The organism is Desulforadius tongensis (assembly GCF_016907915.1).
In the GTDB taxonomy this organism is placed as follows: Bacteria; Bacillota; Desulfotomaculia; order Desulfotomaculales; family Desulfohalotomaculaceae; genus Desulforadius; species Desulforadius tongensis.
Genome location: NZ_JAFBCW010000002.1, coordinates 1 through 24,449, shown reverse-complemented (window position 1 = coordinate 24,449; position 24,449 = coordinate 1). Strand labels below are relative to the sequence as shown.

27 protein-coding genes, 6 tRNA genes and 2 rRNA genes are annotated in these 24,449 nt (G+C 47.2%); 1 reads left to right on the top strand and 34 read right to left on the bottom strand.

The window, feature by feature from the left end:
• Positions 1–84: 84 nt before the first annotated feature.
• From rplL to JOC37_RS00805, 25 genes are all read right to left on the bottom strand, one after another.
• Complete coding sequence (gene rplL, locus JOC37_RS00925; RefSeq protein ID WP_204614968.1) at positions 85–465, bottom strand: 50S ribosomal protein L7/L12; 381 nt, start codon at positions 463–465, stop codon at positions 85–87.
• A gap of 57 nt (positions 466–522) precedes the next feature.
• Positions 523–1,059 (bottom strand): 50S ribosomal protein L10, encoded by a 537-nt coding sequence (rplJ, locus tag JOC37_RS00920; RefSeq protein WP_204614967.1) that lies wholly within the window; start codon positions 1,057–1,059, stop codon positions 523–525.
• A gap of 193 nt (positions 1,060–1,252) precedes the next feature.
• On the bottom strand, positions 1,253–1,948 hold the full coding sequence (gene rplA, locus JOC37_RS00915) for a 50S ribosomal protein L1 (protein WP_204614966.1): 696 nt from the start codon (positions 1,946–1,948) through the stop codon (positions 1,253–1,255).
• Positions 1,949–2,025: 77 nt separating this feature from the next.
• A complete protein-coding gene (gene rplK, locus JOC37_RS00910; RefSeq protein WP_204614965.1) occupies positions 2,026–2,454 on the bottom strand; it encodes a 50S ribosomal protein L11 in 429 nt (142 codons plus the stop codon).
• A 24-nt stretch (positions 2,455–2,478) separates the two neighbouring features.
• A complete protein-coding gene (gene nusG, locus JOC37_RS00905; protein WP_204614964.1) occupies positions 2,479–3,006 on the bottom strand; it encodes a transcription termination/antitermination protein NusG in 528 nt (175 codons plus the stop codon).
• Between the two features lie 17 nt (positions 3,007–3,023).
• Entirely contained in the window at positions 3,024–3,308 is a 285-nt protein-coding gene (secE, locus tag JOC37_RS00900; protein WP_204614963.1) for a preprotein translocase subunit SecE, read from the bottom strand.
• Between the two features lie 52 nt (positions 3,309–3,360).
• Entirely contained in the window at positions 3,361–3,510 is a 150-nt protein-coding gene (gene rpmG / locus JOC37_RS00895; protein WP_204614962.1) for a 50S ribosomal protein L33, read from the bottom strand.
• Between the two features lie 244 nt (positions 3,511–3,754).
• Entirely contained in the window at positions 3,755–4,957 is a 1,203-nt protein-coding gene (tuf, locus tag JOC37_RS00890; protein ID WP_204614961.1) for an elongation factor Tu, read from the bottom strand.
• 195 nt (positions 4,958–5,152) lie between these two features.
• A tRNA-Met gene (locus JOC37_RS00885) sits at positions 5,153–5,229 on the bottom strand.
• Between the two features lie 10 nt (positions 5,230–5,239).
• Positions 5,240–5,315: transfer RNA gene (locus JOC37_RS00880), tRNA-Thr, on the bottom strand.
• 2 nt (positions 5,316–5,317) lie between these two features.
• Positions 5,318–5,393, bottom strand: a tRNA-Met gene (locus tag JOC37_RS00875).
• A 55-nt stretch (positions 5,394–5,448) separates the two neighbouring features.
• Positions 5,449–5,535, bottom strand: a tRNA-Tyr gene (locus JOC37_RS00870).
• A gap of 13 nt (positions 5,536–5,548) precedes the next feature.
• A tRNA-Thr gene (locus tag JOC37_RS00865) sits at positions 5,549–5,624 on the bottom strand.
• A 123-nt stretch (positions 5,625–5,747) separates the two neighbouring features.
• Positions 5,748–6,392 (bottom strand): RNA polymerase sporulation sigma factor SigH, encoded by a 645-nt coding sequence (sigH, locus tag JOC37_RS00860; protein WP_204614960.1) that lies wholly within the window; start codon positions 6,390–6,392, stop codon positions 5,748–5,750.
• A 194-nt stretch (positions 6,393–6,586) separates the two neighbouring features.
• Complete coding sequence (locus tag JOC37_RS00855) at positions 6,587–7,099, bottom strand: NYN domain-containing protein (protein WP_204614959.1); 513 nt, start codon at positions 7,097–7,099, stop codon at positions 6,587–6,589.
• Complete coding sequence (rlmB, locus tag JOC37_RS00850) at positions 7,092–7,838, bottom strand: 23S rRNA (guanosine(2251)-2'-O)-methyltransferase RlmB (protein WP_204614958.1); 747 nt, start codon at positions 7,836–7,838, stop codon at positions 7,092–7,094. Before rlmB ends, JOC37_RS00855 begins: the two co-directional genes overlap by 8 nt.
• 24 nt (positions 7,839–7,862) lie before the next feature.
• The gene (gene thyX, locus JOC37_RS00845; RefSeq protein ID WP_204614957.1) at positions 7,863–8,612 is read right to left on the bottom strand and encodes an FAD-dependent thymidylate synthase; all 750 of its coding nucleotides are present in this window, start codon (positions 8,610–8,612) and stop codon (positions 7,863–7,865) included.
• A 139-nt stretch (positions 8,613–8,751) separates the two neighbouring features.
• The gene (locus tag JOC37_RS00840; RefSeq protein ID WP_204614956.1) at positions 8,752–9,180 is read right to left on the bottom strand and encodes a Mini-ribonuclease 3; all 429 of its coding nucleotides are present in this window, start codon (positions 9,178–9,180) and stop codon (positions 8,752–8,754) included.
• Between the two features lie 9 nt (positions 9,181–9,189).
• Positions 9,190–10,653, bottom strand: coding sequence for a cysteine--tRNA ligase (gene cysS / locus JOC37_RS00835; protein WP_204615126.1), 1,464 nt, complete (start codon positions 10,651–10,653; stop codon positions 9,190–9,192).
• A complete protein-coding gene (gene cysE, locus JOC37_RS00830) occupies positions 10,653–11,345 on the bottom strand; it encodes a serine O-acetyltransferase (protein ID WP_204614955.1) in 693 nt (230 codons plus the stop codon). The genes cysS and cysE overlap by 1 nt, the downstream gene beginning before the upstream one ends.
• An 88-nt stretch (positions 11,346–11,433) precedes the next feature.
• Positions 11,434–12,900, bottom strand: a complete 1,467-nt coding sequence (gene gltX, locus JOC37_RS00825; protein ID WP_204614954.1) for a glutamate--tRNA ligase — start codon at positions 12,898–12,900, stop codon at positions 11,434–11,436.
• A gap of 123 nt (positions 12,901–13,023) precedes the next feature.
• Positions 13,024–13,497, bottom strand: a complete 474-nt coding sequence (ispF, locus tag JOC37_RS00820) for a 2-C-methyl-D-erythritol 2,4-cyclodiphosphate synthase (RefSeq protein ID WP_204614953.1) — start codon at positions 13,495–13,497, stop codon at positions 13,024–13,026.
• The gene (ispD, locus tag JOC37_RS00815) at positions 13,488–14,201 is read right to left on the bottom strand and encodes a 2-C-methyl-D-erythritol 4-phosphate cytidylyltransferase (protein WP_274380904.1); all 714 of its coding nucleotides are present in this window, start codon (positions 14,199–14,201) and stop codon (positions 13,488–13,490) included. Before ispD ends, ispF begins: the two co-directional genes overlap by 10 nt.
• Complete coding sequence (locus tag JOC37_RS00810) at positions 14,188–15,339, bottom strand: PIN/TRAM domain-containing protein (RefSeq protein WP_204614951.1); 1,152 nt, start codon at positions 15,337–15,339, stop codon at positions 14,188–14,190. The genes ispD and JOC37_RS00810 overlap by 14 nt, the downstream gene beginning before the upstream one ends.
• A 167-nt stretch (positions 15,340–15,506) precedes the next feature.
• Positions 15,507–15,983, bottom strand: a complete 477-nt coding sequence (locus tag JOC37_RS00805) for a CarD family transcriptional regulator (protein ID WP_204614950.1) — start codon at positions 15,981–15,983, stop codon at positions 15,507–15,509.
• 188 nt (positions 15,984–16,171) lie between these two features.
• Here JOC37_RS00805 and JOC37_RS00800 point away from each other — a divergent pair, with 188 nt between their 5' ends.
• Positions 16,172–16,570, top strand: coding sequence for a nucleoside triphosphate pyrophosphohydrolase family protein (locus JOC37_RS00800; RefSeq protein WP_204614949.1), 399 nt, complete (start codon positions 16,172–16,174; stop codon positions 16,568–16,570).
• Positions 16,571–16,629: 59 nt separating this feature from the next.
• On the opposite strand, the gene disA is transcribed toward JOC37_RS00800, so the two are convergent.
• The 9 genes from disA to JOC37_RS00755 all read right to left on the bottom strand — a co-directional run.
• On the bottom strand, positions 16,630–17,709 hold the full coding sequence (gene disA, locus JOC37_RS00795) for a DNA integrity scanning diadenylate cyclase DisA (RefSeq protein WP_204614948.1): 1,080 nt from the start codon (positions 17,707–17,709) through the stop codon (positions 16,630–16,632).
• Between the two features lie 12 nt (positions 17,710–17,721).
• The gene (gene radA, locus JOC37_RS00790) at positions 17,722–19,077 is read right to left on the bottom strand and encodes a DNA repair protein RadA (RefSeq protein WP_204615124.1); all 1,356 of its coding nucleotides are present in this window, start codon (positions 19,075–19,077) and stop codon (positions 17,722–17,724) included.
• A gap of 115 nt (positions 19,078–19,192) precedes the next feature.
• Positions 19,193–21,649 carry an ATP-dependent Clp protease ATP-binding subunit gene (locus JOC37_RS00785; RefSeq protein ID WP_204614947.1) on the bottom strand — a complete coding sequence of 819 codons (2,457 nt, stop codon included), beginning with the start codon at positions 21,647–21,649 and terminating at the stop codon, positions 19,193–19,195.
• Positions 21,650–21,668: 19 nt separating this feature from the next.
• Entirely contained in the window at positions 21,669–22,736 is a 1,068-nt protein-coding gene (locus tag JOC37_RS00780; RefSeq protein ID WP_204614946.1) for a protein arginine kinase, read from the bottom strand.
• A gap of 13 nt (positions 22,737–22,749) precedes the next feature.
• A complete protein-coding gene (locus tag JOC37_RS00775) occupies positions 22,750–23,253 on the bottom strand; it encodes a UvrB/UvrC motif-containing protein (RefSeq protein WP_204614945.1) in 504 nt (167 codons plus the stop codon).
• A 121-nt stretch (positions 23,254–23,374) separates the two neighbouring features.
• Positions 23,375–23,842: a CtsR family transcriptional regulator gene (locus JOC37_RS00770; protein ID WP_204614944.1), complete on the bottom strand. Its 468-nt coding sequence runs from the start codon at positions 23,840–23,842 to the stop codon at positions 23,375–23,377.
• 234 nt (positions 23,843–24,076) lie between these two features.
• Positions 24,077–24,151: transfer RNA gene (locus JOC37_RS00765), tRNA-Asn, on the bottom strand.
• 49 nt (positions 24,152–24,200) lie between these two features.
• Positions 24,201–24,316, bottom strand: a 5S ribosomal RNA gene (gene rrf / locus JOC37_RS00760).
• 51 nt (positions 24,317–24,367) lie between these two features.
• Positions 24,368–24,449, bottom strand: a 23S ribosomal RNA gene (locus JOC37_RS00755); the annotation flags it as partial.

The window sequence follows — 24,449 nt, the reverse complement described above, 5'->3', positions numbered from 1 at the left end:
GGTTTTCCGCCAAGGATTATAACCAAAAAGTGCCTGGTGTATAAATCACCAGGCACTTTTTGGTTATTTCAGCCTTGTCAATTATTACTTAACTTCTACTTCAGCACCGGCTTCTTCCAGTTTGGCTTTAATGGATTCAGCGTCTTCCTTGCCAACCTTTTCTTTAACCGGCTTGGGAGCATTATCTACTAATTCTTTTGCTTCTTTCAGACCTAAACCGGTGATTTCACGCACTACTTTAATTACGTTAATTTTCTTAGCACCAGCTGATTTCAGAATAACATCAAATTCAGTCTTTTCTTCTTCACCACCAGCTTCTCCGCCAGCAGCGGGAACAGCAGCTACAGCAGCTACCGGGGCAGCAGCACTAACACCAAATTCTTCCTCAAAAGCTTTAACCAGCTCAGCCAGTTCTAAAACAGTCATTTCTTTTACCGCTTCTAAAATTTCATTAACTTTGGACATTCTATGTTACCTCCTTGATACTTCTTGATTAATTTTATTGGTAATAATGTTCCCGTTTTATGAAGCAGCTTGTTCTTCCTTATTTTTGCGAACAGCCTCAAGCACATAAACCAGATTTCTGAGATTTGCAGCCAGCACACCGGCGAAACCGTACAGCGGGGCCTGCATTCCACCCACAACTTTGGCCAGCAGTTCTTCCCGGGAAGGCAGGTTTGCCAGCTCCTTAATTTGACCCTTGTCTACCACTGCACCTTCCAGCACGCCGACTTTAATATCCAAACCTTCTTTAATTTCTTTAGCAAATTTGGATAAGATTTTAGCTGCCGCTGCAGGATCCTGGTAGCCAAAGGTTAATACGGTAGGACCTACCAAATATGAATCCAGTCCTTCAATACCCAGCTCTTTAGCAGCAATTTTGGTTAATGTATTTTTGGCCACTTTCAATTCACAGCCGGCTTTGCGCAGCTGGGAACGCAGCTCGGTGATTTTATCCACAGTAATACCGTGGTAATCGGCCAAAATAACCACTTGAGCCTTTTCCATTTTTTCTTTTAATTCAGCTACCATTTGTTCCTTTTCTTGTCTGGTGGGCATTTGCACAACACCTCCCTTCAGAACAAGTTAAAAGAAAAGGGCCCCTGTAGACACGCACAGAGGCCCCGCACAATATCACTGCACAGGAATTCTCCGGCCTGCGTTGGCGACTGCTGTCATTAAGTTTAAAACACCAACGGTCTACAGCAGGATTTTACCCTATCAAATTTTAACGTGTGAGTACTGGCTAAAATTAGCCTGAAATATTTTGGGGATTCACTTTAATACCAGGTCCCATGGTACTGGACAAAGTAACGGACTTTATAAAAGTACCTTTTACCGCAGCCGGTCTGGCTTTAATTAATGTACTGAGCAGGGTTTTAAAGTTATCCTGCAGCTTTTCTGCATCAAAAGAAACCTTACCAATGGGTGCGTGGATAATACCGGCTTTGTCGGTACGGTAGTTAATTTTACCTGCCTTAGCTTCTTTCACGGCACGCTCAACATCCATGGTTACAGTGCCGGTTTTCGGGTTGGGCATTAAGCCCCGGGGACCAAGTATACGCCCCAATTTACCCACTACAGCCATCATATCAGGAGTGGCAATGGCCACATCAAAGCCCAGCCAGCCGCCTTGAATTTTTTCCACCAGATCTTCTGCTCCCACGAAATCTGCTCCGGCAGCTTCAGCTTCTTTGGCTTTGTCGCCTTTAGCAAAAACTAATACCGTTTTGCTTTTACCAATGCCGTGGGGCAGTACAACGGCACCGCGGATCTGCTGATCGGCGTGCCGAACATCGACATTCAAGCGAACGGCCACTTCAACAGTTTCGTCGAACTTAGCCGGCGCTGTTTTCTTAACCAGCTCTACAGCTTCCGGCAGATCGTACAGCCTGCTGCCATCAACAGCTTTCACTGCCTCTTGATATTTCTTGCCATGTTTGGGCATAGTTCAAACCTCCTTAGTGGTATTAACGGAAAAATCCTCCCACAACCCAACACCACTGCTATGGTGTCAGCAGCATATTAGCCTTCTACAATTTCAATGCCCATACTGCGGGCAGTACCCTCAATCATGCGCATTGCCGCTTCAATATCCGCTGCATTTAAGTCCGGCATTTTCAGCTCAGCAATTTCTTTCACTTTAGAGCGCGGCACTTGAGCTACCTTGTTGCGGTTTGGCTCACCCGATGCCGTTTCAATGCCGGCTGCCTTCTTCAGCAGCACCGCAGCAGGCGGGGTTTTACAAATAAAGGTAAAGGAGCGGTCTTCATACACGGTTAATTCCACCGGGATAATCAAACCCGCCTGTTTAGCGGTTCTTTCATTAAACTCCTTTACAAACCCCATAATATTAACCCCATGCTGACCAAGGGCCGGTCCCACAGGGGGTGCAGGACTCGCCTTACCAGCAGGAATCTGTAATTTTACAACAGCAGCTACCTTCTTAGCCACTACTCACACCTCCTCACACGATATCTAGTCAATTTTTTCTACTTGGGAAAAATCTAATTCTATGGGAGTTTCCCGTCCAAACATAGATACCATAACCTTTAATTTACCCTTTTCAGGGTATATTTCTTCTATCACACCAGCAAAATTTTCAAAAGGACCGGTGTTAACCCGCACTTGTTCCCCTACAGAGTAAGGAACTTTGGGCCGCGGCTCATCCGCGCCTATCTGCCTCATAATGGCTTTAACTTCCTGATCACTTAAAGGAATAGGCTTGGTACCAGAACCCACAAACCCTGTTACACCGGGAGTGTTGCGCACTACATACCATGAGTCATCAGTCATTATCATTTCCACCAGCACATAACCGGGAAAGACCTTTCTCTTGGCCACCTTTTTCCTGCCGTTTTTCAGTTCCACTTCATCTTCCATCGGCACCAAAATACGGAAGATTTTTTCTTCCATATTCATAGACTCTATTCGTCTTTCCAGGTTGGCTTTAACTTTGTTTTCATATCCGGAGTAGGTATGTATCACATACCACTTTTTTTCCATGGAGAACGGAACCTCACTTATTTTATAATCAGGGCCATGCCTCCACTAAGTATGGAATCTAGAATCCATATAATCATGGCAACAAGGGTTACTGTTGTTAAAACAACACCTGTATAAACCATCGCTTCCCGGCGTGTCGGCCAATGTATCTTTTTTAACTCCATTTTAACCCCTGCAAAAAAGTCTTTAACTACCTGCAGGCGACCTTTAGCCGCTTTATCCTTTTTTGCAGCTTTAGCCGGGGCTTTTTGGGCCACCGCTGCACCTTTTTTCTCTGCGGCTTGTTTTTTAGAAACTACCATTTATGCCACATCCTTAAACCAATGTACTGATAACAACTGCCTTCCAGCCCGATTACCTGGTTTCTTTATGCATGGTATGAGTTTTGCAGAAGGGACAATACTTCCTCAATTCAAGCCTATCGGGGTTGTTCCTTTTATTCTTAGTAGTAGTGTAGTTTCTTCTCTTGCACTCTGTGCAAGCCAGCGTAACACCTACCCTCACCATTGCCACCTCCCAAAAATAAAAAAACCTCAAGCAGCTTATTGAATTTCACCTTATCAAATTTATCACAAGTATTATTACATGTCAATAGCCTTTATGTTCAATAGTTAATATTTCTAGTTTAACACCTTACCTGCCACTATATACCAGGACATTTATGCTTTTCAAATGCTGCTTGCATTTTATCTTTTCCTGGTACAGTTAAAAAAGTGGGGGGTCCCCACTTTTTTAACCGTGTTCCTTTTTACTCGTGAATGGCTGTTACAACGCCGGCACCTACGGTACGGCCGCCCTCACGAATAGCAAAACGCAGACCTTCTTCAATAGCAATGGGGGTGATTAACTCAATGGTAAATTTGGTGTTGTCACCGGGCATTACCATTTCCACACCCTCCGGCAGCTGAATTGTACCGGTAACGTCGGTGGTACGGAAGTAGAACTGCGGGCGGTATCCGTTAAAGAACGGGGTGTGACGGCCGCCTTCTTCTTTGGTCAGTACATATACTTCCGCATCAAACTTGGTGTGCGGGTTGATGCTGCCGGGTTTAGCCAGCACTTGGCCGCGCTCGATCTCCTTACGGTCGATACCCCGCAGCAGGCAGCCAACGTTATCTCCGGCTTCCGCATAGTCCAGCAGCTTGCGGAACATTTCCACACCGGTTACAACGGTCTTCTTCGGCTCGTCAGCCAAACCTACGATTTCTACCTCATCACCCTGCTTAACCATACCGCGCTCCACACGACCGGTGGCAACGGTACCGCGACCGGTGATGGAGAATACGTCCTCCACAGGCATCAAGAAGTCTTTATCGGTGTCACGCTCAGGGGTGGGAATGTACTCGTCCACCTTATCCATCAGTTCCCAAATCTTACCGCACCATTCACACTCCCGGCTGCCGCAGCCGCACTCCATAGCTTTTAAAGCAGAGCCGGCAACAATGGGAGTGTCATCGCCGGGGAACTCGTATTCATTCAGCAGTTCACGTACTTCCATGTCCACCAGTTCCAGCAGCTCTTCATCGTCTACCATATCGGCTTTATTTAAAAATACAACGATGGAAGGAACGCCTACCTGGCGGGACAGCAGAATGTGCTCACGGGTTTGGGGCATCGGACCGTCAGCAGCGGATACCACCAGAATAGCACCGTCCATTTGAGCGGCACCGGTAATCATGTTCTTAACGTAGTCAGCGTGTCCCGGGCAGTCCACGTGGGCATAGTGACGTTTTTCGGTCTCATACTCCACGTGAGCTGTGTTAATAGTAATACCGCGTTCACGCTCTTCCGGAGCATTGTCGATTTCGTCGTATTTCTTAACATCGCCACCAAAAGACTTAGACAGTGTAATGGTAATGGCGGCAGTAAGAGTGGTTTTACCATGGTCAACGTGACCGATGGTACCGATGTTCACGTGCGGCTTAGTGCGCTCAAATTTAACCTTTGCCATTTCACTCTTCCCCCTTAACATCTTTTAACACTCTTTTAAGTTATTGCCATAAGTTACAGCAAATATACTTTTCGCCCCTCTTTGCCACAGGGCCTTTAATAAACACCAGTATGTAGCATTCGATATTAAAACACAAAATCCTGCTTAAAAGCTGCTGAAAAAACAAAAAAGAACCGGCCTTAAAGACCGGCTTTCTGGTAGCGGTGGCTGGATTCGAACCAGCGACGCCACGGGTATGAACCGTGTGCTCTGACCAGCTGAGCTACACCGCCATGTTTTAACTGGAGCCACCGACGGGGTTTGAACCCGTGACCTCATCCTTACCAAGGATGCGCTCTACCTACTGAGCTACGGCGGCATTGGTTGCGGGAGGGGGATTTGAACCCCCGGCCTTCGGGTTATGAGCCCGACGAGCTACCAGCTGCTCCACCCCGCGTCAGCAAGGATTATTTTATCATACCTTGTTCTTTATGTCAATACCTTTTTTGCTTTGGTGGAGGAGGTAGGATTCGAACCTACGTAGGCGATTGCCGGCAGATTTACAGTCTGCTCCCTTTGGCCAGCTCGGGCACTCCTCCACAGTATTATTTATGGAGCTGGCGACAGGACTTGAACCTGCAACCTGCTGATTACAAGTCAGCTGCTCTACCAATTGAGCTACGCCAGCTTACACCTTTTATCTGCGCTGGAGAGGCGATTCATTCCCACCCCTCAACGCAAGTTCTATCTTAACATGTCTGTCTTTGGCTGTCAACACCATTTTTATTAACAAATTTATCTACTGTTAAAATCATACTTCCCGTTTTTCTAAATAGCGTTCGATCTTGCGCTTAACCCTCTGCAGCGCGTTATCAATGGACTTAACATGGCGGTTTAATTCCGCCGCTATTTCCTGGTATGACTTTCCCTCCAGGTAGGACATTAGAACCTTCCACTCCAGCGAACTGAGAATCTCACCCATCTTTTCTTCAATATCGTCAAATTCTTCTCTGCTTACAATCAATTCTTCCGGGTCTGTAATTTTGGAACCCGAAATAACATCCAGCAGGGTACGATCGGAATCTTCATCGTAAATGGGCTTGTTCAATGAAACGTATGAGTTAAGGGGTATGTGTTTTTGCCTGGTGGCTGTTTTAATGGCCGTAATAATCTGCCTGGTAATGCACAATTCTGCAAAAGCCCTAAAGGATGACAGCTTATCCATCCTGAAATCGCGAATTGCCTTGTACAGGCCAATCATACCCTCCTGGATAATATCTTCCCGGTCCGCCCCAATCAAAAAATAACTGCGGGCTTTGGCACGCACAAAGTTTTTGTACTTGTTAATCAAGTACTCCTGCGCTAGGTCATCACCTTTCCGGGCATACTCCACCACTTCCTCGTCAACTAACAGGTGATAATCTGCCGCAACATCTCTTTGTGCATTAGCACTCATCACATCGCCCCGCTTTCTATTCTCATTTAGAAAAAACCTTAAAAGCATTGAAAACAAAAAATCACTTAAACTGCCGCAATAATTCGACAGATTAAGTACGTAAACAATTTCTGCAGACAAGTCTATACCGCTTACAATTATACCCGAAAACAAAAACAGTAGTCAACTAGAAAAGATTAAGTCCGCCGCCGGTGTCACTTTTTTCGCCGTCTCCACTGCTCGAACTTGCGCAGTACCTCTTCCTGCAGGCGATTTTCCAGGTAATCCTCCGCGGGCAAAGACTGCCTGGCGTGACGTCGGGCTTCTTTTTTTACATCATTTACCTGTTTTAATAATTCCTTCGGCGTTAATCGATAAGCCCCCCGTCCAAAAATTATTCGCTGCTCGTCCCAATCAGATGTGGCCACATAAACTTTGCCCTTTTTATAAAGGTCACCAACCAATCTTTCAATAAGGCTGTCGGCAGTTTCATCTTTACCGGTATAATAAACTTCAATATTGTATACTTTTTCCGTATGTTCAATGCCGGTCTTTACTTGATGGGCATCAAAAACTATGGTTACTTTACTGCCGGTGGAAGCGGCAAAGTCAGACATCATCTCAATTAATTTGTCCCTGGAGTGTTCCAGGGAGTTTTCTCTTATTGCTTTAAAACCCGGCCAGGCATGAATAATGTTGTAACCGTCAATTACATAGTAATCAGGCATTGTCTGCTCCCTTTGTCCGCTGCCGCACAACCTCATATGCCAGTAAAGCGGCGGCCACCGAGGCATTTAATGAATTAATCCTGCCCCGCATGGGCAGCTTGACCACCATATCACAGTTCTCTTTAACCAGCCGGCCCAAACCCTTTCCTTCTCCACCGATCACCAGGGCCACCGGTCCATCCAGCGGTGCGTCCCAGTGCAGCTGCTGGCCATCCATATCCGCACCCACTACCCAAATGCCCCTGCGCTGCAGCTTTTTAATGGTTTGCGATAAATTTGTCACCCTGGCCACCGGTACATGTTCCACAGCACCGGCGGAAGCCTTGGCCACCGCAGCCGTCAGCTGCACCGAGCGCCTCCGGGGAATAATCACACCGTGCACGCCGGCGGCATCGGCTGTACGTATTATCGCCCCCAGGTTGTGAGGATCGTTAATCTCGTCCAGCAGGATTAAAAAAGGCGGACCCTGCTTTTCTGCCGCCTCCAGCATATCATCCAAATCAGCATAATCTTTTGCTGCCGCCACGGCCACCACACCCTGGTGCCGGCCGCCGGCCAGTTTGTCCAGCTGTTTTCGATCAACATTTTGTACCGGCACTTTATTTTCTCTGGCCAGGTCAATTATTTCTTTCACCGGGCCGGATTTATTTTCGGAAGCCAGCATTATTTTATTTATGGATCGCCCGGCGCGCAGGGCTTCACGCACCGCATTGCGGCCAATAATAATATCTTGCGACATAAACCTCACCAGTTTCTTTATAAACTATATTTCTTCCGCATCATTCAAATAATAATTTCTTACCTCTTCGGCCTTCCCGCAGCTAAACTGCCCTTCGGGACAGGGACCGCTTACGCAGCCGGGCCCGGCCTCTTTAAAAATGGTGGGAGCTACCTTTTTCACCTGTCTCAGCATTTCATTGGCCACCGCCCGGATTTCCCACTGGGCACGATTGCAGCAGCGCAGTTTAAAGAAGTGTATTAACTCCCGGGCATTCATGGTGACGATAATTTTTGTTTCGGCAGCGTTCGGCAGTACAAAGCGGGCATCCTCATAACCGGAACGCCGGCCGCCAAAACTCTCCACCCAACCGTCATACCAGCGCTGGATTTGACTCATTTGACTGCAGAACTCCTCCACCGCTTCTTCCCCCAGCTGCTTTACCTTTTCCGGCACTATAAATCCAAAGGTATCCCCCCGGTTTTGAGAGGTGGTTTCACCTACGTAGCGCTGGGATTGCACACTGAAACTGGCAATGCGATGCCTGGTGATCTGCGCCAGCATGCTCCTGGATACACCTTCAATACCGAAGGTGAAAGAAACATGCTCCAGCACTGTTAGATGCCCCATGCTCATTATTTTTTTTATAAACCCGGCTTGATTTTCCCGGCTTACTCCCTCCGCTATTTCTTCAATGGAAGCAGCGGAGTAACAAAGCCTGGCGCTCATGGCCACCAGTTCTTCCGGGTCCGGGGTATGGCGCAGCAGTTTAACTTTTGCAAATGTACTTCCCATATTACTCTCCTTATCCTAACCTGAAAAATGGTATCTTGATTTTAAGGGTTTTAGCAAACTGCACCCCACAGAAAAAGGGCATTATTTCTGCAGGGCACATCAACTCCTACCCAGTAAAAAATTCAAAGTTTGTCAAATGCTATGCTTTTTTGCTGCCAGCACCGGAAATAACCTCTCCGGCCAGCTGTAAAATTTCATTTAATCTCTGTATATCACCCTTTAAATACAAAAAGCCGATTAAACTTTCAAAGGCCGTGCTGTAGCGATACTCCATCACCCCGGCTCCCTTGGGGATATGCAATAACTTGGTATTTCTCCCCCGCCGCACCACACTTTTCTCCTCATCTGTGAGCACATCTTCCAACGCCAATAAAGCCTCCGCCTGGGCGCCGGCCCGGACATACTCAACCGCCTGGGTGTGCAGTTGATTAACCTTCACCGTACCTTTAGCTATTAAATACCGCCGCACCGCCAGTTCATACACCGCATCCCCAATATAGGCCAGGGCCTGGGGCGGCAGCAGGTGAGGATTTTCCATAGATTGATCAGTAAAATTTATTTTATTCATAAATCACCGTTACTTTTTCCACTTAACGCCTTGGGGGGTGTCCTGCAAAGTTATACCCAGTTCTTTCAGACCGTCCCTTATGGCATCAGCGGTATCCCAATCCTTCTTTTTACGGGCCTGCTGGCGGATGTCAACAATTAACTCTATTAACTTATCCACTAAATCATTATTCCCGGAATCTTCGTTTTCGTTCAACACCACCCTGCCGGTGGAAGGGTCTTCTTTAAAAACACCCAGCACCCGGTTAAAAACGGCAAACAGCTTTTCTGCCTGTTTTAATAATTCCGGGGATGCCCCAGGTCCGCCGGGCGAAAACTTATTTAAATATACATTTATCTCCTTGGCCAGGTCAAACCAAACGGCGATGGCCAAAGCGGTGTTAAAATCGTCATCCATGGCTGCTTCAAAGGATTCCTTCAACTGATCCAGCTTGAGAGCAAACTGCCGCTCTTCTTCCCCCGCCGCCCCATCATCCGCCCCGGTGCCGGCCAGCGCCTCACTCAGCCGCGCATAACTGTTTTTCAACCGCTCCAACCCGCGCTGGCTGGCAGCCAGTTTTTCGTCATCAAAATCCAGCGGGCTGCGGTAATGGGTGGAAAGCAGGTAAAAGCGCACCACTTCACCGGGAAATTTGTCCAGTATTTCTCTTACCAAGAAAAAATTGCCCAGGGACTTGGACATCTTTTCCTTGTTTACAGTGATAAAACCGTTGTGCATCCAGTACCGGGCAAAGGGTTTCTTTGCTGCCGCCTCCGACTGGGCAATTTCATTTTCATGGTGCGGGAAAATCAAATCATACCCCCCACCGTGTATGTCAAACCCGGACCCCAGGTATTTTAATGCCATGGCCGAACACTCTATATGCCAGCCGGGACGCCCGTCTCCCCATGGGCTGGGCCAGCTGGGCTCACCAGGTTTGGCCTTTTTCCACAGTGCAAAATCCATGGGATCCCTTTTTATTTCGTTCACTTCCACCCTGGCCCCGGCCTGCATTTCGTCCAAGGAACGCCCGGACAGTTTACCGTAACCGGGAAATTTCCGCACTTCAAAGAATACATCCCCGTCAACGTTATAAGCATAACCGTCAGCTATTAATTTTTGAATCAGTTCTATAATTTCTGTTATGTGTTCCGACACTTTGGGATGCTTATCCGCCCTCATCACATGCAGGGCGTCGGCATCGGTAAAATATTCATTAATATACCGCTGGGCCAGGTCAAGGGGTTCCTCTCCCTCTTCACCGGCCCTTTTGATTATCTTGTCATCCACATCGGTAAAGTTTTGTATGTATGTCACTTTATATCCTTTATACAAAAGATAACGACGCACAGTGTCAAATACCACCAAAGGCCGTGCATTGCCCAGGTGTATATAGTTGTATGTTGTCGGGCCGCACACGTACATACTTACCCGGCCAGGCTGCCCGGGTTCCAGTTTTTCTTTTTGCCTGGTTAAAGTATTGTATACCTCTATCACAAACCTTGGCCCCCTTGAAGTTTGGATTTCAAAACAGCATTTTCTCTTTCCAGTTCATCCACCCTTTTTTCTAACTGCCGTATCCCTTCGTTCATTGCAGAAAGGGCATCAGCCACCGGGTCGGGCAGCAGGTCATGCCGCAGATCAATTTCCGGTACCTTGGGTACCTTTTCGCCGTTTCTTACCACCACTTTCCCCGGCACGCCCACCACAGTGCAGTTGGGAGGCACCGGTTTTAACACCACCGAACCGGCGCCAATCTTAACGTTATCACCCACGGTAAAGGAGCCCAGTACTTTAGCGCCGGAACTAATCACCACATTGTTACCAATGGTGGGGTGGCGCTTGCCCTTTTCTTTACCGGTGCCGCCCAAGGTTACCCCCTGGTATATGGTCACGTTATCCCCAATTTCTGCCGTTTCTCCTATTACCACACCGGCCCCGTGGTCTATAAACAAGCCTTCACCGATTTTAGCCCCGGGGTGAATTTCAATCCCGGTCAAAAAGCGGCTGAACTGGGAAATGATGCGGGCTAAAAGAAACCTCTTTCTTTTATACAGCCAGTGGGCAACCCGGTGCAGCATAATAGCATGTAAGCCCGGGTACGTAAGCACTACTTCCAGCACACTTTTTGCCGCCGGGTCACGCTCAAAAACAACTTTAATGTCTTTTTTAATCCTTTCAAACATGGCGCAACCCCTCTCATTTAGCTTTACTACCCTGAAATTTTCATCCTCTGATAGCGCCACTTATGAACCGAATGTTTGTCCTTATTTATTACTGCAGCCTGCCTTCAAGCACCGCATTAAGCCTCTTCACAGTACCTTCTATCCCTAAAATAGGAATTATCTGATACAGTTCCGGGCCGTGGGTTTTTCCTGTCAAAGCCACCCGCAGGGGCATGTAAACTTTTTTACCGCCAAAGCCCAGTTCTTTGGTCAGTTCCTTCAGCATCTTCTTAACCACATCTTCTTCCAGCGTACCCGCTGCGTAAAGTTTTTCCTTTAAAGCACGCATCACCTGGGGTACTTGTTCCTGGGCAATTACCTCTCTCGCCTTCTCATCCTCCAGTTTTACACTGTCGGCATAAAAAATATCCACATGGTCAACTATTTCCGAAGCATTGATCAAATAATCCCTTGTGACCGCCACAATCCTTTGAGCATGTTCTATATCCTCCGGAGCGGGGTCAGCGGGAACATACCCGGCCTTTTGTAAATAGGGCAGGCAGATTTTAGTAATATCTTCAATGCTGCCCTGACGAATATAAATCCCGTTTAACCAGTTCAGTTTTTCCATGTCAAATACCGCCGGGCTCTTGGAAACCCTGTCCAGCGAAAACAGTTTCTTCAACTCTTCTATGGAGAAAACTTCTTCTTCCCCACCCGGGGACCACCCCAGCAGGGCTAAAAAGTTAACCAGTGCTTCCGGCAGGTAGCCCATGGACTTATACTGTTCAATGGATGTGGCGCCGTGACGTTTGGACATTTTACTGCGGTCTTTCCCCAGTATCAAAGAAACATGGGCAAATACAGGCACTTCCCACCCCAACGCATCATATACCAAAATCTGCCTGGGGGTGTTGGACAGGTGCTCCTCCGCCCTTATAACATGGGTTATGTTCATTAAGTGGTCATCTACCACCACCGCAAAGTTATACGTCGGTATTCCTTCGGACTTCATTATTATAAAGTCGCCAATACCGCTGCAGTCAAAATCCACTTCACCCCGCACCATATCTTTAACGGTAACGGTTTTATCCCCCGGCACTTTAAAACGCAGCACCGGCCTGCGGCCTTCCCTTTCTAATTTTTCACGCTCTTCCCGGGAAAGGCTGCGGCACCTTCCCATGTAGCGGGGCATCTCTCCTTTGGCCAGCAGTTCTTCCCGTTCCCTGGCCAGTTCTTCTTCGGTGCAGTAACAGTAATAAGCCTTACCGGAATCCAAAAGCTGGCGGGCATAGCGGCGGTAAATATCCAGCCTTTCCATTTGACGATAGGGGCCGTTTTCGCCGCCCACCTCGACACCTTCATCCCAGTCCAATCCCAGCCACTTTAAGGAATCTAAAATATTTTGTTCCGATTCCCTGCTGGAGCGTTCCACATCGGTATCTTCAATACGGACAATAAATTGGCCGCCGTTACGACGGGCAAAAAGCCAGTTAAAAAGAGCTGAACGGGCTCCGCCAATGTGCAGCGGCCCGGTGGGACTTGGCGCAAATCTTACACGAACAGACAAAATCATTTCCTCCTTTGGCTGCCAAAATAAACAGTATATACTAACTCTAGTAGAGTATTATAACATTATTGGTTTAAGCCAATCAACTTTAACTAAACGTTACCCTGCCGGGCCCGGGCATTGCTGTAATCATTCTTCATTTAAAGATGCAATGGCCTGGGCCGCCATCCCCTGTCCCTGCCCCACAAAGCCCAGTTTTTCTGTGGTGGTGGCTTTTATATTTACCCTGTTAATTTCAATTCCCAGCGCACCGGCAATGTTTTGCTCCATTGCCCGTATATGAGGGGCCATGCGGGGGGCCTGGGCAATAATAATTCCGTCTATGTTGTTTACCGCGTACCCTGCCGCCGATATTATTTCCCCCACCCGCTGCAGCAGTTTAATGCTGGATATTCCTTTATACTTCTCATCACTGTCGGGAAAGTGCCTGCCGATATCCCCCTCACCGGCGGCACCGAGCAGGGCATCCATAATGGCATGGGTTAACACATCCGCATCGGAGTGGCCGACCAAACCGGCCGGATATGGTATCTCCACCCCGCCAATAACCAGCAGGCGGCCGGGAGCCAGCCTGTGAACATCGTAACCAATACCTACTCGCAAGCACACCCTCTCCTTTTTAGTATTAACTCAGCCAGCAGCATATCATCCCGGGTGGTTATTTTTATATTTTCATAACTGCCGGAAACCAGGTGAACAGCATGTCCCAGCTTTTCCACCAGCGATGCATCGTCTGTTCCCGCAAAATCATTATCCGCGGCATGCCGGTAGGCTTTCATTAAAAGCCGGTACTTAAATACCTGCGGTGTTTGCACCGCCCAAAGTTTTTCCCGGGGCGGGGTATCAATCACTTTTTGTTCAGCGTCAGCCAGTTTGATAGTATCCTTCACCGGCACGGCAGCAGCCACCGCATCGTTTTTTCGGACCGCCGAAAGGGCATCTGCCAGTATATCCGCCGTCACCAGCGGCCTCGCCCCGTCATGTACCATAACAACATCATCTTCGCCCGCCGGCAGCGACACCAGGCCGTTATATACCGAATGCTGCCGGCAGTCCCCACCGGGAACCACCGACAGCACTTTTTGAAAGGAATATTTCTCAATTATCTCTTGCCGGCACCAGGAAACATCTTCTTTACCCACAACTACCACTATACCATCTACAAAGGGGCATTTTTCAAAAATATTTATAGTATGAGCCAGCACCGGCAGCCCCTGCAGCTGCAGGTACTGTTTTTTTATTTTAGAACCCATCCTGCTGCCGGTACCGGCAGCGGGAATTATCGCATATACTTTAGCCAAGGGCATTCACTCCATTGTTGTAATGGGGGGAAGACTCGCCGCGGCGATCATCCGTTTTAGGTTTGGCAAAAATCATTCTCCCCGCCGCAGTCTGCAGAACGCTGGTAACCACCACCGTGATGGTTTGATTCATATAACGTTTCCCACCTTCAACTACAATCATGGTCCCGTCATCCAGGTAGGCCAGCCCCTGACCAAACTCCTTACCATCTTTAACCACTTGAACGTCCATTTCTTCATTGGGCAGTACAACGGGCTTAACGGCATTGGCCAGCTCATTGATGTTCAGCACCTTAACGCCCTGCAGCTCTGCAACTTTATTGAGATTAAAGTCATTGGTCATAATCTTGGCATTTAATTTTTCCGCCAATTTCACCAGTTTGGCATCCACTTCGGCTATGTCATCCAAACTGCGTACGTTATCGTATATCTGCACTTTAACATCAGGCATGTTTTTGCGCATGTGGTTTAAAATATCCAGCCCCCGGCGCCCGCGATTGCGTTTTAATACATCCGAAGAGTCGGCAATATGCCTCAGCTCGTCAACCACAAATGTGGGCACCAGTAAAACCCCTTCAATGAAGCCGCTGGCACAGAGATCGGCAATGCGCCCGTCGATAATAACACTGGTATCCAGTATCTTAACCGAACCGCCGCCCTTTGCTTCTGTCTTAAAAGTTTTTTCTTTGCCGAACCGCAGGAGATTCGATATCAAACCAAGTATTTCTTCACGCTTTTTAATTCCCACCGAAAGACCAAGGTAACCAAATAAAATTGTACTTAAAAGCCAGACAATTTTACCAACAGGACCCATGAAAGATAAAATAGAACCTAATAAATTAGCAATTATAAGTCCAAAAATCAATCCCACTGTACCCATTATCAGATCCGAGGTGGGGGTTTTAGCCAGGTATTGATCTATATGCGCGGTGAACCAAAGGGCCAACTTCATGATAAAGGGTGTTAACAGCACACCCGCCAGCGCCCCTAATAAAGTAACAACACCGATAAAACCGATATTCAGCCATTGGGATAGGCCGCCGGGCAGAGATACGATATCATGTTCCAAAACATAAAGGGCCAAATATAAACTCATCACCGAAAACGATAAAACCAACAGTCCTTTGATAGCCTTTTTAATCATACACTTCACCCCCCCGTTGATAATATAAAGCATTTTTAGGACGCTATATACATTATAGTGAATTAGTATTAATAAATTCAATATCTTTCAAGTCATTTCTGCCAGTTTTTAGTAAAATATATACCTAAAACTAAAACAAACTACGCCAGAACAAAGTTCTGGCGTAGTTATGCCAGAGCGCTGTCAACCAGCGTTTGCGCCGAATCCACTTCCATTTCTGCAGCCAGTACCAGTTCACTAATTAAAATCTGCCGGGCATTTTCCAGCATCTTTCGTTCCCCCGATGACAGCCCTTTTTCCTTATCTCTTTTAAAAAGGTTGCGTACTACTTCAGCCACTTCGTAAACATCGCCGCTTTTAATTTTTTCCAAATTAGCCCTGTAGCGTCTGTTCCAATTGGATGACATGCTGGTGGTATCTTCACTCAGTATATCTATAACCCGCTGTACACCTTTATCGTCTATTACCTGCCGCAGCCCCGTACCATTTGAACCGTTGATAGGTATCATTACTTTCATATCCCCCATGGGAAGACGCAGTATATAATACTTGCGTTTCTCACCCAGCACCTCTTTTTCCTCAATGGCTTCAATAATACCGGCGCCATGCATGGGATAAACAACTTTATCTCCTATATTAAACAAAAGCATCCCCCCCTTATTATCCTCTCAACAGTATACCACAAAGGGCTTTGGCTGTCAAATTAAAATTATGATTATAGCATAGGCGCTATCTAGTGTCAACATTTTTTTGAATGCGTGTTCGTTTGACAAACACCTCAAGCGATGACTATAATTTGTTTAAGTATTACACTTTAAAGGAGTGGGTGCGCTTGTTAAAAGACCTCTTAACAGATGAATTTCAATACACCGTTTCAGAGCAATTGATATGCAGCCGCAGCATTTTAGATATTTTAAGCAAACACCAGGAGTGCGGGGCACGAATTAACAGATCGATAGTAAAAACGGTAACCACCTGCGGTTGTATGAAAATAGAAACTAAAAAAAATACCATTCCCAAAGATGCATCGCTGGCCGACCTAAAAAATATAATGGATTCTCACCTGTACGGAAAGCTCTGCCCCCAGTGCAGGGAAACAATTGAAATCGAAATCGGGCGGGCAATGGTTTATTTAGCTGCCCTGTGCAATCTATTGGATGTCAATTTATTTGACATTATTATTAAAGAACACAATAAAATGAAGCTGCTGGGGCATTATAATTTAACTTAATTTAAAACCGGGGTTTAAAGCCCCGGTTTTAAGCAATTTAGCTGGATATTAATCTTTATTTAAGTGGTGTTTCTATCCTGCAATATCTTATCTCTATAGCGGTGCAAACCGTCTTTAATTGAACGGGCACGCACTTCACCAATTCCTTCTACATCATCCAGCTGTTCTATGCTGGCAGCCATTATGTTTTGCAGGGTTCCAAAGGTGTCTACCAAGTTTTCAATCACCGGTACGGGAAGTCTGGGTATTTTACGCAGCACCCGGTATCCCCGGGGAGTAACATTCTGTTCCAGTATACTCTGCCCTCCCGAGTATCCCAGCGCCCGGGCAATTAAGGCAAAATCCAGTAAGTCCTCCGCCGGCCAGCTGCTGATCATATTTAAAATATTTTCCGGCGATTTATCTGCATCGGCAGCATAATCTTGAATTATTAACAACCCTTCATCTTCAACATTGGATACAAGTTCTTCCATCTGCATGGTAATTAAGCGGCCCTCTGTACCCAGTTCACTGGTGTAGCGTTCGATTTCCTTTACCACCCGCATCACCATTTCCACCCGCTGGATGGCTTTGGTAACATCGTAAAGGGTTACCGCATCCAAAAACTCCAGGTTGGATAATTCCAGTACCACCCGGTCTAAAACAGAGCGGTATTTTTCTAAAGTTTGTATCGCCTGGTTGGCTTTAGCCAGTATTACCCCAATGTCTCTCAACACGTATTTAATGGTATCTTTATATAAAGTGATTACACCCCGGCGCTGGGATATGGAAATAACCAGCGCTCCGCTCTGCCTGGCCACCCTTTCGGCAGTACGATGCCGGATGCCCGTTTCCGATGAAGGTATCAGCAGGTCAGGAATGAGCTGCTTATTGGCCGCAATTATTTTTTTGGTATCTTCGCTCAGTATAATAGCTCCATCCATTTTGGCCAGTTCATACATCGCCGCAGGTGTAAAGTCGGCATCAATTAAAAACCCGCCCTCAGCAATGTTCATCACCTCGGGGCCGTCGCCAATCACTATCAGCGCCCCTGTTTTGGCCCGCAGGATATTTTCCATGCCATCCCGCAGCGGTGTACCGGGAGCAACTTTGCGCAGCACCTGCAGTAATTCAGCTTCAACTTTTTCGTCTTTAACCATGCTGCTACCCCCTTACCTGTTCAGTGCCGCGGCAATGGCTTCCGCAACTGTATTCGCCGGGTAAATTTCTATGGCGGGCAAGGTCATTTTTTTAATCCCGGTACCGGGAACCAGCGCCTTTTTAAATCCCATGCTTTCCGCTTCCTTTAATCTTCTTTCCAATGCGGTTACCGGCCTTACTTCACCGGTTAACCCGATTTCTCCAACCACTACCATATCGTTGAAAATTGCTACCTCCTTGAAACTGGATGCCAGTGAAAGTGCCACTGCCAGGTCCACCGCCGGTTCCGTCAAGCGCACCCCACCAACCACGTTAACATAGGCATCGCAGTTCCCCATGCGCAGTCCCACCCGCTTTTCCAAAACCGCCATAATCAGAGCCACCCGGTTGTGGTCCACACCTGTGGTCATGCGCCTGGGAACGCCGAATGAATTGGGACAAATCAAAGCCTGTATTTCTACCAGCAGCGGCCTGCTGCCTTCTATGCTGGGCACCACCACCGAACCGGGGGCAGAAGCCAGGGGATGCCTGGCCATAAACATGGCCGATGGATTTTCTATTTCCACCAGTCCTTGATGCCGCATTTCAAATATCCCTAATTCATTGGTGGAGCCAAACCTGTTTTTCACCGTTCTCAAAATCCGAAAGGATTGGTGCCGGTCTCCCTCAAAATATAAAACCGTATCCACCATATGTTCCAAAACCCTGGGACCAGCCAGCGTTCCTTCTTTAGTAACATGACCAACTATAAAAATAGAAATTCCATACTCCTTGGCATACTGCATCAGTTTTGCAGTGGCTTCTCTAACCTGGGACACACTGCCCGGGGCCGAGCTGATGTCCGGGTGCACCATGGTCTGTATGGAATCAACCACCGCCACTTTAGGAGAAAATTCCTTTAAATAACCAGTAATAATTTCCAAATCCGTTTCACAGGCCAAATACAGTTTCTTGGTATCTATCCCTAACCTTTGGGCTCGAATGCCCACCTGTCTCATGGATTCTTCCCCGGTTATATACAGCACTTTTCCGCCGGCACTTAAACTGCCGGCCGCTTGGAGCAAAAGGGTGGATTTACCGATACCCGGGTCTCCACCAATTAAAACCAGTGAACCGGGCACCACTCCGCCGCCGAGAACCCGGTCCAATTCCCCTATTCCGGTAGAATATCTTTCTTCCTGGGATAAATCTACCTGGGAAATTAGTTTAGGAAATTGGCTGTTTCCAGTAATTTTATTTTTGGGGCTTTTAGTTGTGGAAGGTTCTTCCACCAAAGTGTTCCAGGCACCGCAGTTCGGGCATTTACCCATCCACCGGGGTGACCGGTGACCGCATTCTTGACACCAGAAACTGGTTTTATTACGAATAGCAACCAGCTCCCTCAATTCTTATGTCCGTTTTTAACCTACTAAAATTAAATTATACCACGGCCTGTTAAAAGGGTACAGGGCAAAAGCTAGTGCTTTTGCCCTTTTTGCTATGTTAATCTGCTTTTTGTATTGTTATTTCATTATCGGCAGCTGTCACCAGAACTTTATCACCGTGTTTAATATTTCCTTCTAAAATTTCTTCCGAAAGTTTATCCTCCACAGCCTTTTGAATTTCCCGCCGCAGCGGTCTGGCACCGTATTCTTCACTGTAGCCCCTTTCGGCCAGCAGTTCTTTAGCTTCTTCTGTAAACTCTAGGTAGATTTCCCTGTCGGCTATTCTTTTAGCAACTTTATCCAGCATTAAGCCCACAATTTCTTTAATGTGTTCCCGTTTAAGGGGGTGGAAGTATACAATTTCGTCTATGCGGTTTAAAAATTCCGGCCTAAATGCGCGCTCCAGCTCCTTCTTTAATCCCCGGCGCATTTCTTCTGTTCTATTGCTTTCATCTTCGCCGGTCTTAATGCCCACCACCGGTGTGTGCTTGAGCTTTTGTACCCCCACGTTGGAGGTCATGATAATGACGGTATTTCGGAAATCCACGGTACGGCCCTTTGCTTCGGTAAGCTGCCCGTCTTCCAGCACCTGCAGCAGTATATTAAACACCTCCGGGTGCGCTTTTTCAATTTCATCAAGCAGCACCACCGAGTAGGGGCGGCGTCTAACCGCTTCCGTCAATTGACCGCCTTCATCATATCCCACATATCCGGGAGGGGCACCCACAAGGCGGGATACAGCATGTTTTTCCATGTACTCGGACATATCAATTCTTACCAGGGCATCTTCATCGCCAAATAAGCTTTCCGCCAGCGCCCTGGCCAGTTCTGTTTTCCCAACCCCCGTGGGACCTAAGAAGATAAAGGATCCGATGGGGCGCTTGGGATCTTTCAACCCGGCCCTTGCACGCCGAACTGCTTTGGCCACTGCTTTAACCGCCTCATCCTGACCGACAACTCGTTCATGCAGAACTTTCTCCAGGTTCAATAAACGCTGGGACTCTTCCTGGGCCAATTTGCGTACCGGAATACCGGTCCAGCTGGAAACTATTTCTGCAATTTCTTCTTCATCTACCACCAGTTCTTTGTTTTCCTGCTGCTGCTCCCACTCTTTTCGCTCCGATTCTAATTTATTCAGGATCTCTCTTTCTTTATCCCGCAGCTCAGCAGCTTTTTCAAATTCCTGGTTGTTTACTGCCGCTTCTTTTTCCTTGCGAATTTCTTCCAGTTTATTTTCTAATTCTTTCATGTTCGGCGGAGCGGTATAAGCATTGACCCGTACCCGGGAAGCCGCCTCATCCACCAGGTCTATGGCTTTGTCAGGTAAAAACCGGTCTGCAATATAGCGGTCTGACAGCCTGGCTGCCGCCTTCAGCGCTTCATCGGTTATGCGCACCCGGTGATGGGCCTCATATTTGTCACGCAATCCCTCCAGTATTTTAACCGTTTCTTCCACCGATGGCTCTTCCACAATAATTGGCTGGAAGCGCCGCTCTAACGCCGCATCCTTTTCAATATATTTGCGATACTCATCCAGCGTGGTGGCGCCGATGGTTTGAAGCTCACCCCTGGCCAGGGCCGGTTTTAATATGTTAGATGCGTCAATGGCTCCTTCTGCTCCCCCGGCACCTATCAGCGTGTGCAGCTCGTCAATAAATACTATGATATTTCCGGCCTGGGTAATTTCGTCAATAACTTTTTTCAGCCGTTCTTCAAACTCACCCCGGTATTTGGTACCGGCCACCATGGCAGCCAGATCCAGGGTAATCACCCTTTTGTCCGCCAGTGTTTCCGGAACTTCGCCATTTACAATACGCTGGGCCAGGCCTTCGGCAATGGCTGTTTTACCTACACCCGGTTCTCCCACCAGCACCGGGTTATTTTTGGTTCTTCTGCTGAGAACCTGAATTACCCGCTCAATTTCTTTCTGCCTGCCAACCACGGGATCAAGTTTACCTTCCCTGGCCAGGGCATTTAAATCCCGTCCGAATTCATCCAGGGTTGCCGTTTTAGCGGTTCCGCAGGCACCTCCGGCACACCCGCCCACCGGGCTCTGATTATTTTGGGCCGCCTCACCATACTGGCCGCCAAGCATCTTAATTAACAGCTGCTGCACCCTGTTCAAATCAGCACCCATGGTTAATAATATCCTGGCCGCAATACCTTCGCCTTCACTGATTAATCCCAGCAGCAGGTGTTCCGTGCCTACGTAATTGTGCCCCATTCTGCGGGCATGAAAAACCGCCAGTTCTATTACCCTTTTTCCCCGCGGTGTCAGAGGCAGTTCTTTAGGCACTTCACCCTGCCCCTTCTCCACCATTTTTTCCACTTCCGCTCTTACCTTTTCCGCCTTAATATTCAGCTCCTGCAGTACCTTAGAAGCAACACCCTGACCTTCCCTTATCAATCCCAGCAGAATGTGCTCTGTACCTATGTAGGGATATCTCATATTTCTGGCTTCTTCCTGAGCCAGCGAAATCACCTTCCGTGCCCGTTCGGTAAATCTGTCAAACATTGCCAAACACCTCCCGAAATTAATTTTGTTTACTTAATTTATTTCTAACAATTTCCGCCCTCATTATATCCCTTTCCTGGGAACTTAATTCTCTCCGCGCCTGCTTTACCAAATAAGCCGGCCTGGTCATAACAACCAGTTCATTCAATATTTTGTTTGACAAACTGTCAACAATGTTTAAATTTACACCCAATCTCACATCAGATATATATTTCATCGCCTCGTCAGAGGTCAGCAGCCGGGCATTCTTCAGCGTCCCGTAGGCCCGGAATATTCTATCCTCTAACCGGTACTTTTGATCACGGTGCAGAGCTTTTCTGGCCAATCGTTCCTGATCGATAAGCTGTTTAATAACAGAGGTGAGCTTGTTAATTATTTCCTCTTCGGTAAGACCCAGGGTCACCTGGTTGGAAATCTGGTACAGGTTGCCCATTGCTTCAGTTCCCTCACCATACAACCCCCGTACGGTAAGTCCCAGTTTAGATACTGCGTTTATAACTTGATTTATTTGGTTTAACATAGTCAGGCCGGGCAAATGCACCATTACCGACGCCCTCAGCCCGGTACCCACATTGGTAGGACAAGCGGTTAGATAACCCAGCTGTTCCGAAAAGGCATAGTCCAGTATCGCTTCCAGCCCATCATCCAGCTTATTAGCTATCTCCCAAGCCTTCTGCAGCTGCAGCCCGGGCAGCAGACACTGCATTCTTAAATGATCTTCTTCATTGAGCATAATGCTGATTACTTCATCATCGCTCAACACCACCGCTTTTTTCTCGTGATCTTTTAGCAGGTCCGGGCTGATCAAATGTTTTTCCATTAGTATACGTCTCTCCACCGGGGACAATTCGCCCAACCTAACCAGTTCCATATCTCCAAACTGCTGTCTAAAATGGCGGTCAGACAGCGCCAACTGAACGGCATGAAAGACCGAATCGGCTTCTTGATGTGACATTTGATTGGGAAAAGCCATCCCTTGTAAATTTCTGGCCAACCTGATGCGGCTGCTGATAACAATATCGTGCTCCGGGCCGTCACCATCCATCCACCTGGCAGCAATGTTATTTACCGCTTCTCTAACTCCCACGCTTCTCCCCTCCTTACTGCAGCTTTTTTTCCAGTGATTTTATTTGATCGCGAATTTCCGCCGCTTTTTCAAATTCCTCTCTATTAACCGCTTCCTGTAATTTTTCTTTCAGCATCTTGATTTCTTTATTTATTCTGGCCCTGCCGCCCGTTCTCTTAGGTACTTTTCCGGTGTGCTGGCCGGTACCGTGAATTCTTCTCACCAGCGGTATTATCTGCCCTTCGAAGGCTTCATAACACTCCGTGCAGCCCAACAGCCCCACTTTGACAAACCTGCTTTGGGAAATACCGCATTTAGGACATGTCTGGCTCATTCCGGTTTTAATGCTGGGGCTGTAATCATAACCCATTAAGCCGCCTAAAAGGTGATGTAAATCAAATTGCGGGGCAAATCCCCATGCTTCCTGCTGTAATTCCCTGGCACAATACTCACAAACGTTCATTTCGGTTTTCTGATTGTTTATTACCTGGGTTAGATGCACTGTGGCCGGACGCTGGTTACACCGCTCACACTTCATAAGCAACCCCCCCTTTAATTATTGTTTCCCCTGAAAAATGTTACGGTTCTAAAGCCGGTGGCTGCGGTTCATTCATAAACGCTGGGCATGAGAGTCTGCCCTGAAAGTGTTATCCTGCTAATTACTTTTTTTCACCCGCCACCGCTGTTATCATGGCTTTTAGAATTTGAGCCCGCAGTTTATCTCTCCATGGCAGTTCAATTTTTAATACCGACCTGTCTACCGCGGCCTTCATAATTTTAAATTCTCTCTTTGTTATTTTTTCTTCACTCAGCAGGCGCTGCAGTATACCGGTGGCAACGCTTTGAGTTACACTGTTCCCCATCAGGCGGTATAATTCTTCCAGCCAATCACAACCGCTCTCAAGGGGAACCTTTGATATTCGTACATAACCACCTCCACCGCGCCTGCTTTCTATCACAAACCCGTGATTAACGGTAAAGCGGGTGGATAACACATAATTTATTTGCGATGGTACACAATTAAATTCACCGGCCAATTCATTGCGCTGAATTTCTATATACCCCTTTGGGCTTTGTTCAAGCATTTTCTTCAAGTATGCCTCTATCAGGTCAGATATATTGGGCATTAGTCACTCCACCTCTTTGACCTTTATAGACTTTGACTTTGACTGACCTTAACTAAAGTATACCACCGTCATACCGCAATTATTCAAATTCGATATTTTTTTATTTTAAAACTTTATTTTTATTTTAAGCTCATTATTTAAAATTAAGTCATTATTTCACAGTTATACTAAATTTGACTAAAAATACAAAAAACCGCTGGGTAATCCAGCGGGCTTTTGATTAATAAAATAAAATGGCTCCGCGAGCAGGACTCGAACCTGCAACCTACCGGTTAACAGCCGGTTGCTCTACCATTGAGCTATCGCGGAACGCTAAACCCGGTTAAGCCGGGCTTTTATAAAGTTTTTATAAAATTAATTCTGGCAGCGACCTACTCTCCCAGGGGTCAACCCCCAAGTACCATCGGCCCTGCAGAGCTTAACTTCCGTGTTCGGTATGGGAACGGGTGTGTCCTCTGCGGTATCGCCACCAGAAATATTTATTTCCTCGCTCTCTCAAAACTGCACAGTGTTATTACCTTTCTCCAGGTCAAGCCCTCGACCTATTAGTACCGGTCCGCTGAACACATTGCTGTGCTTACACTCCCGGCCTATCTACCTGGTAGTC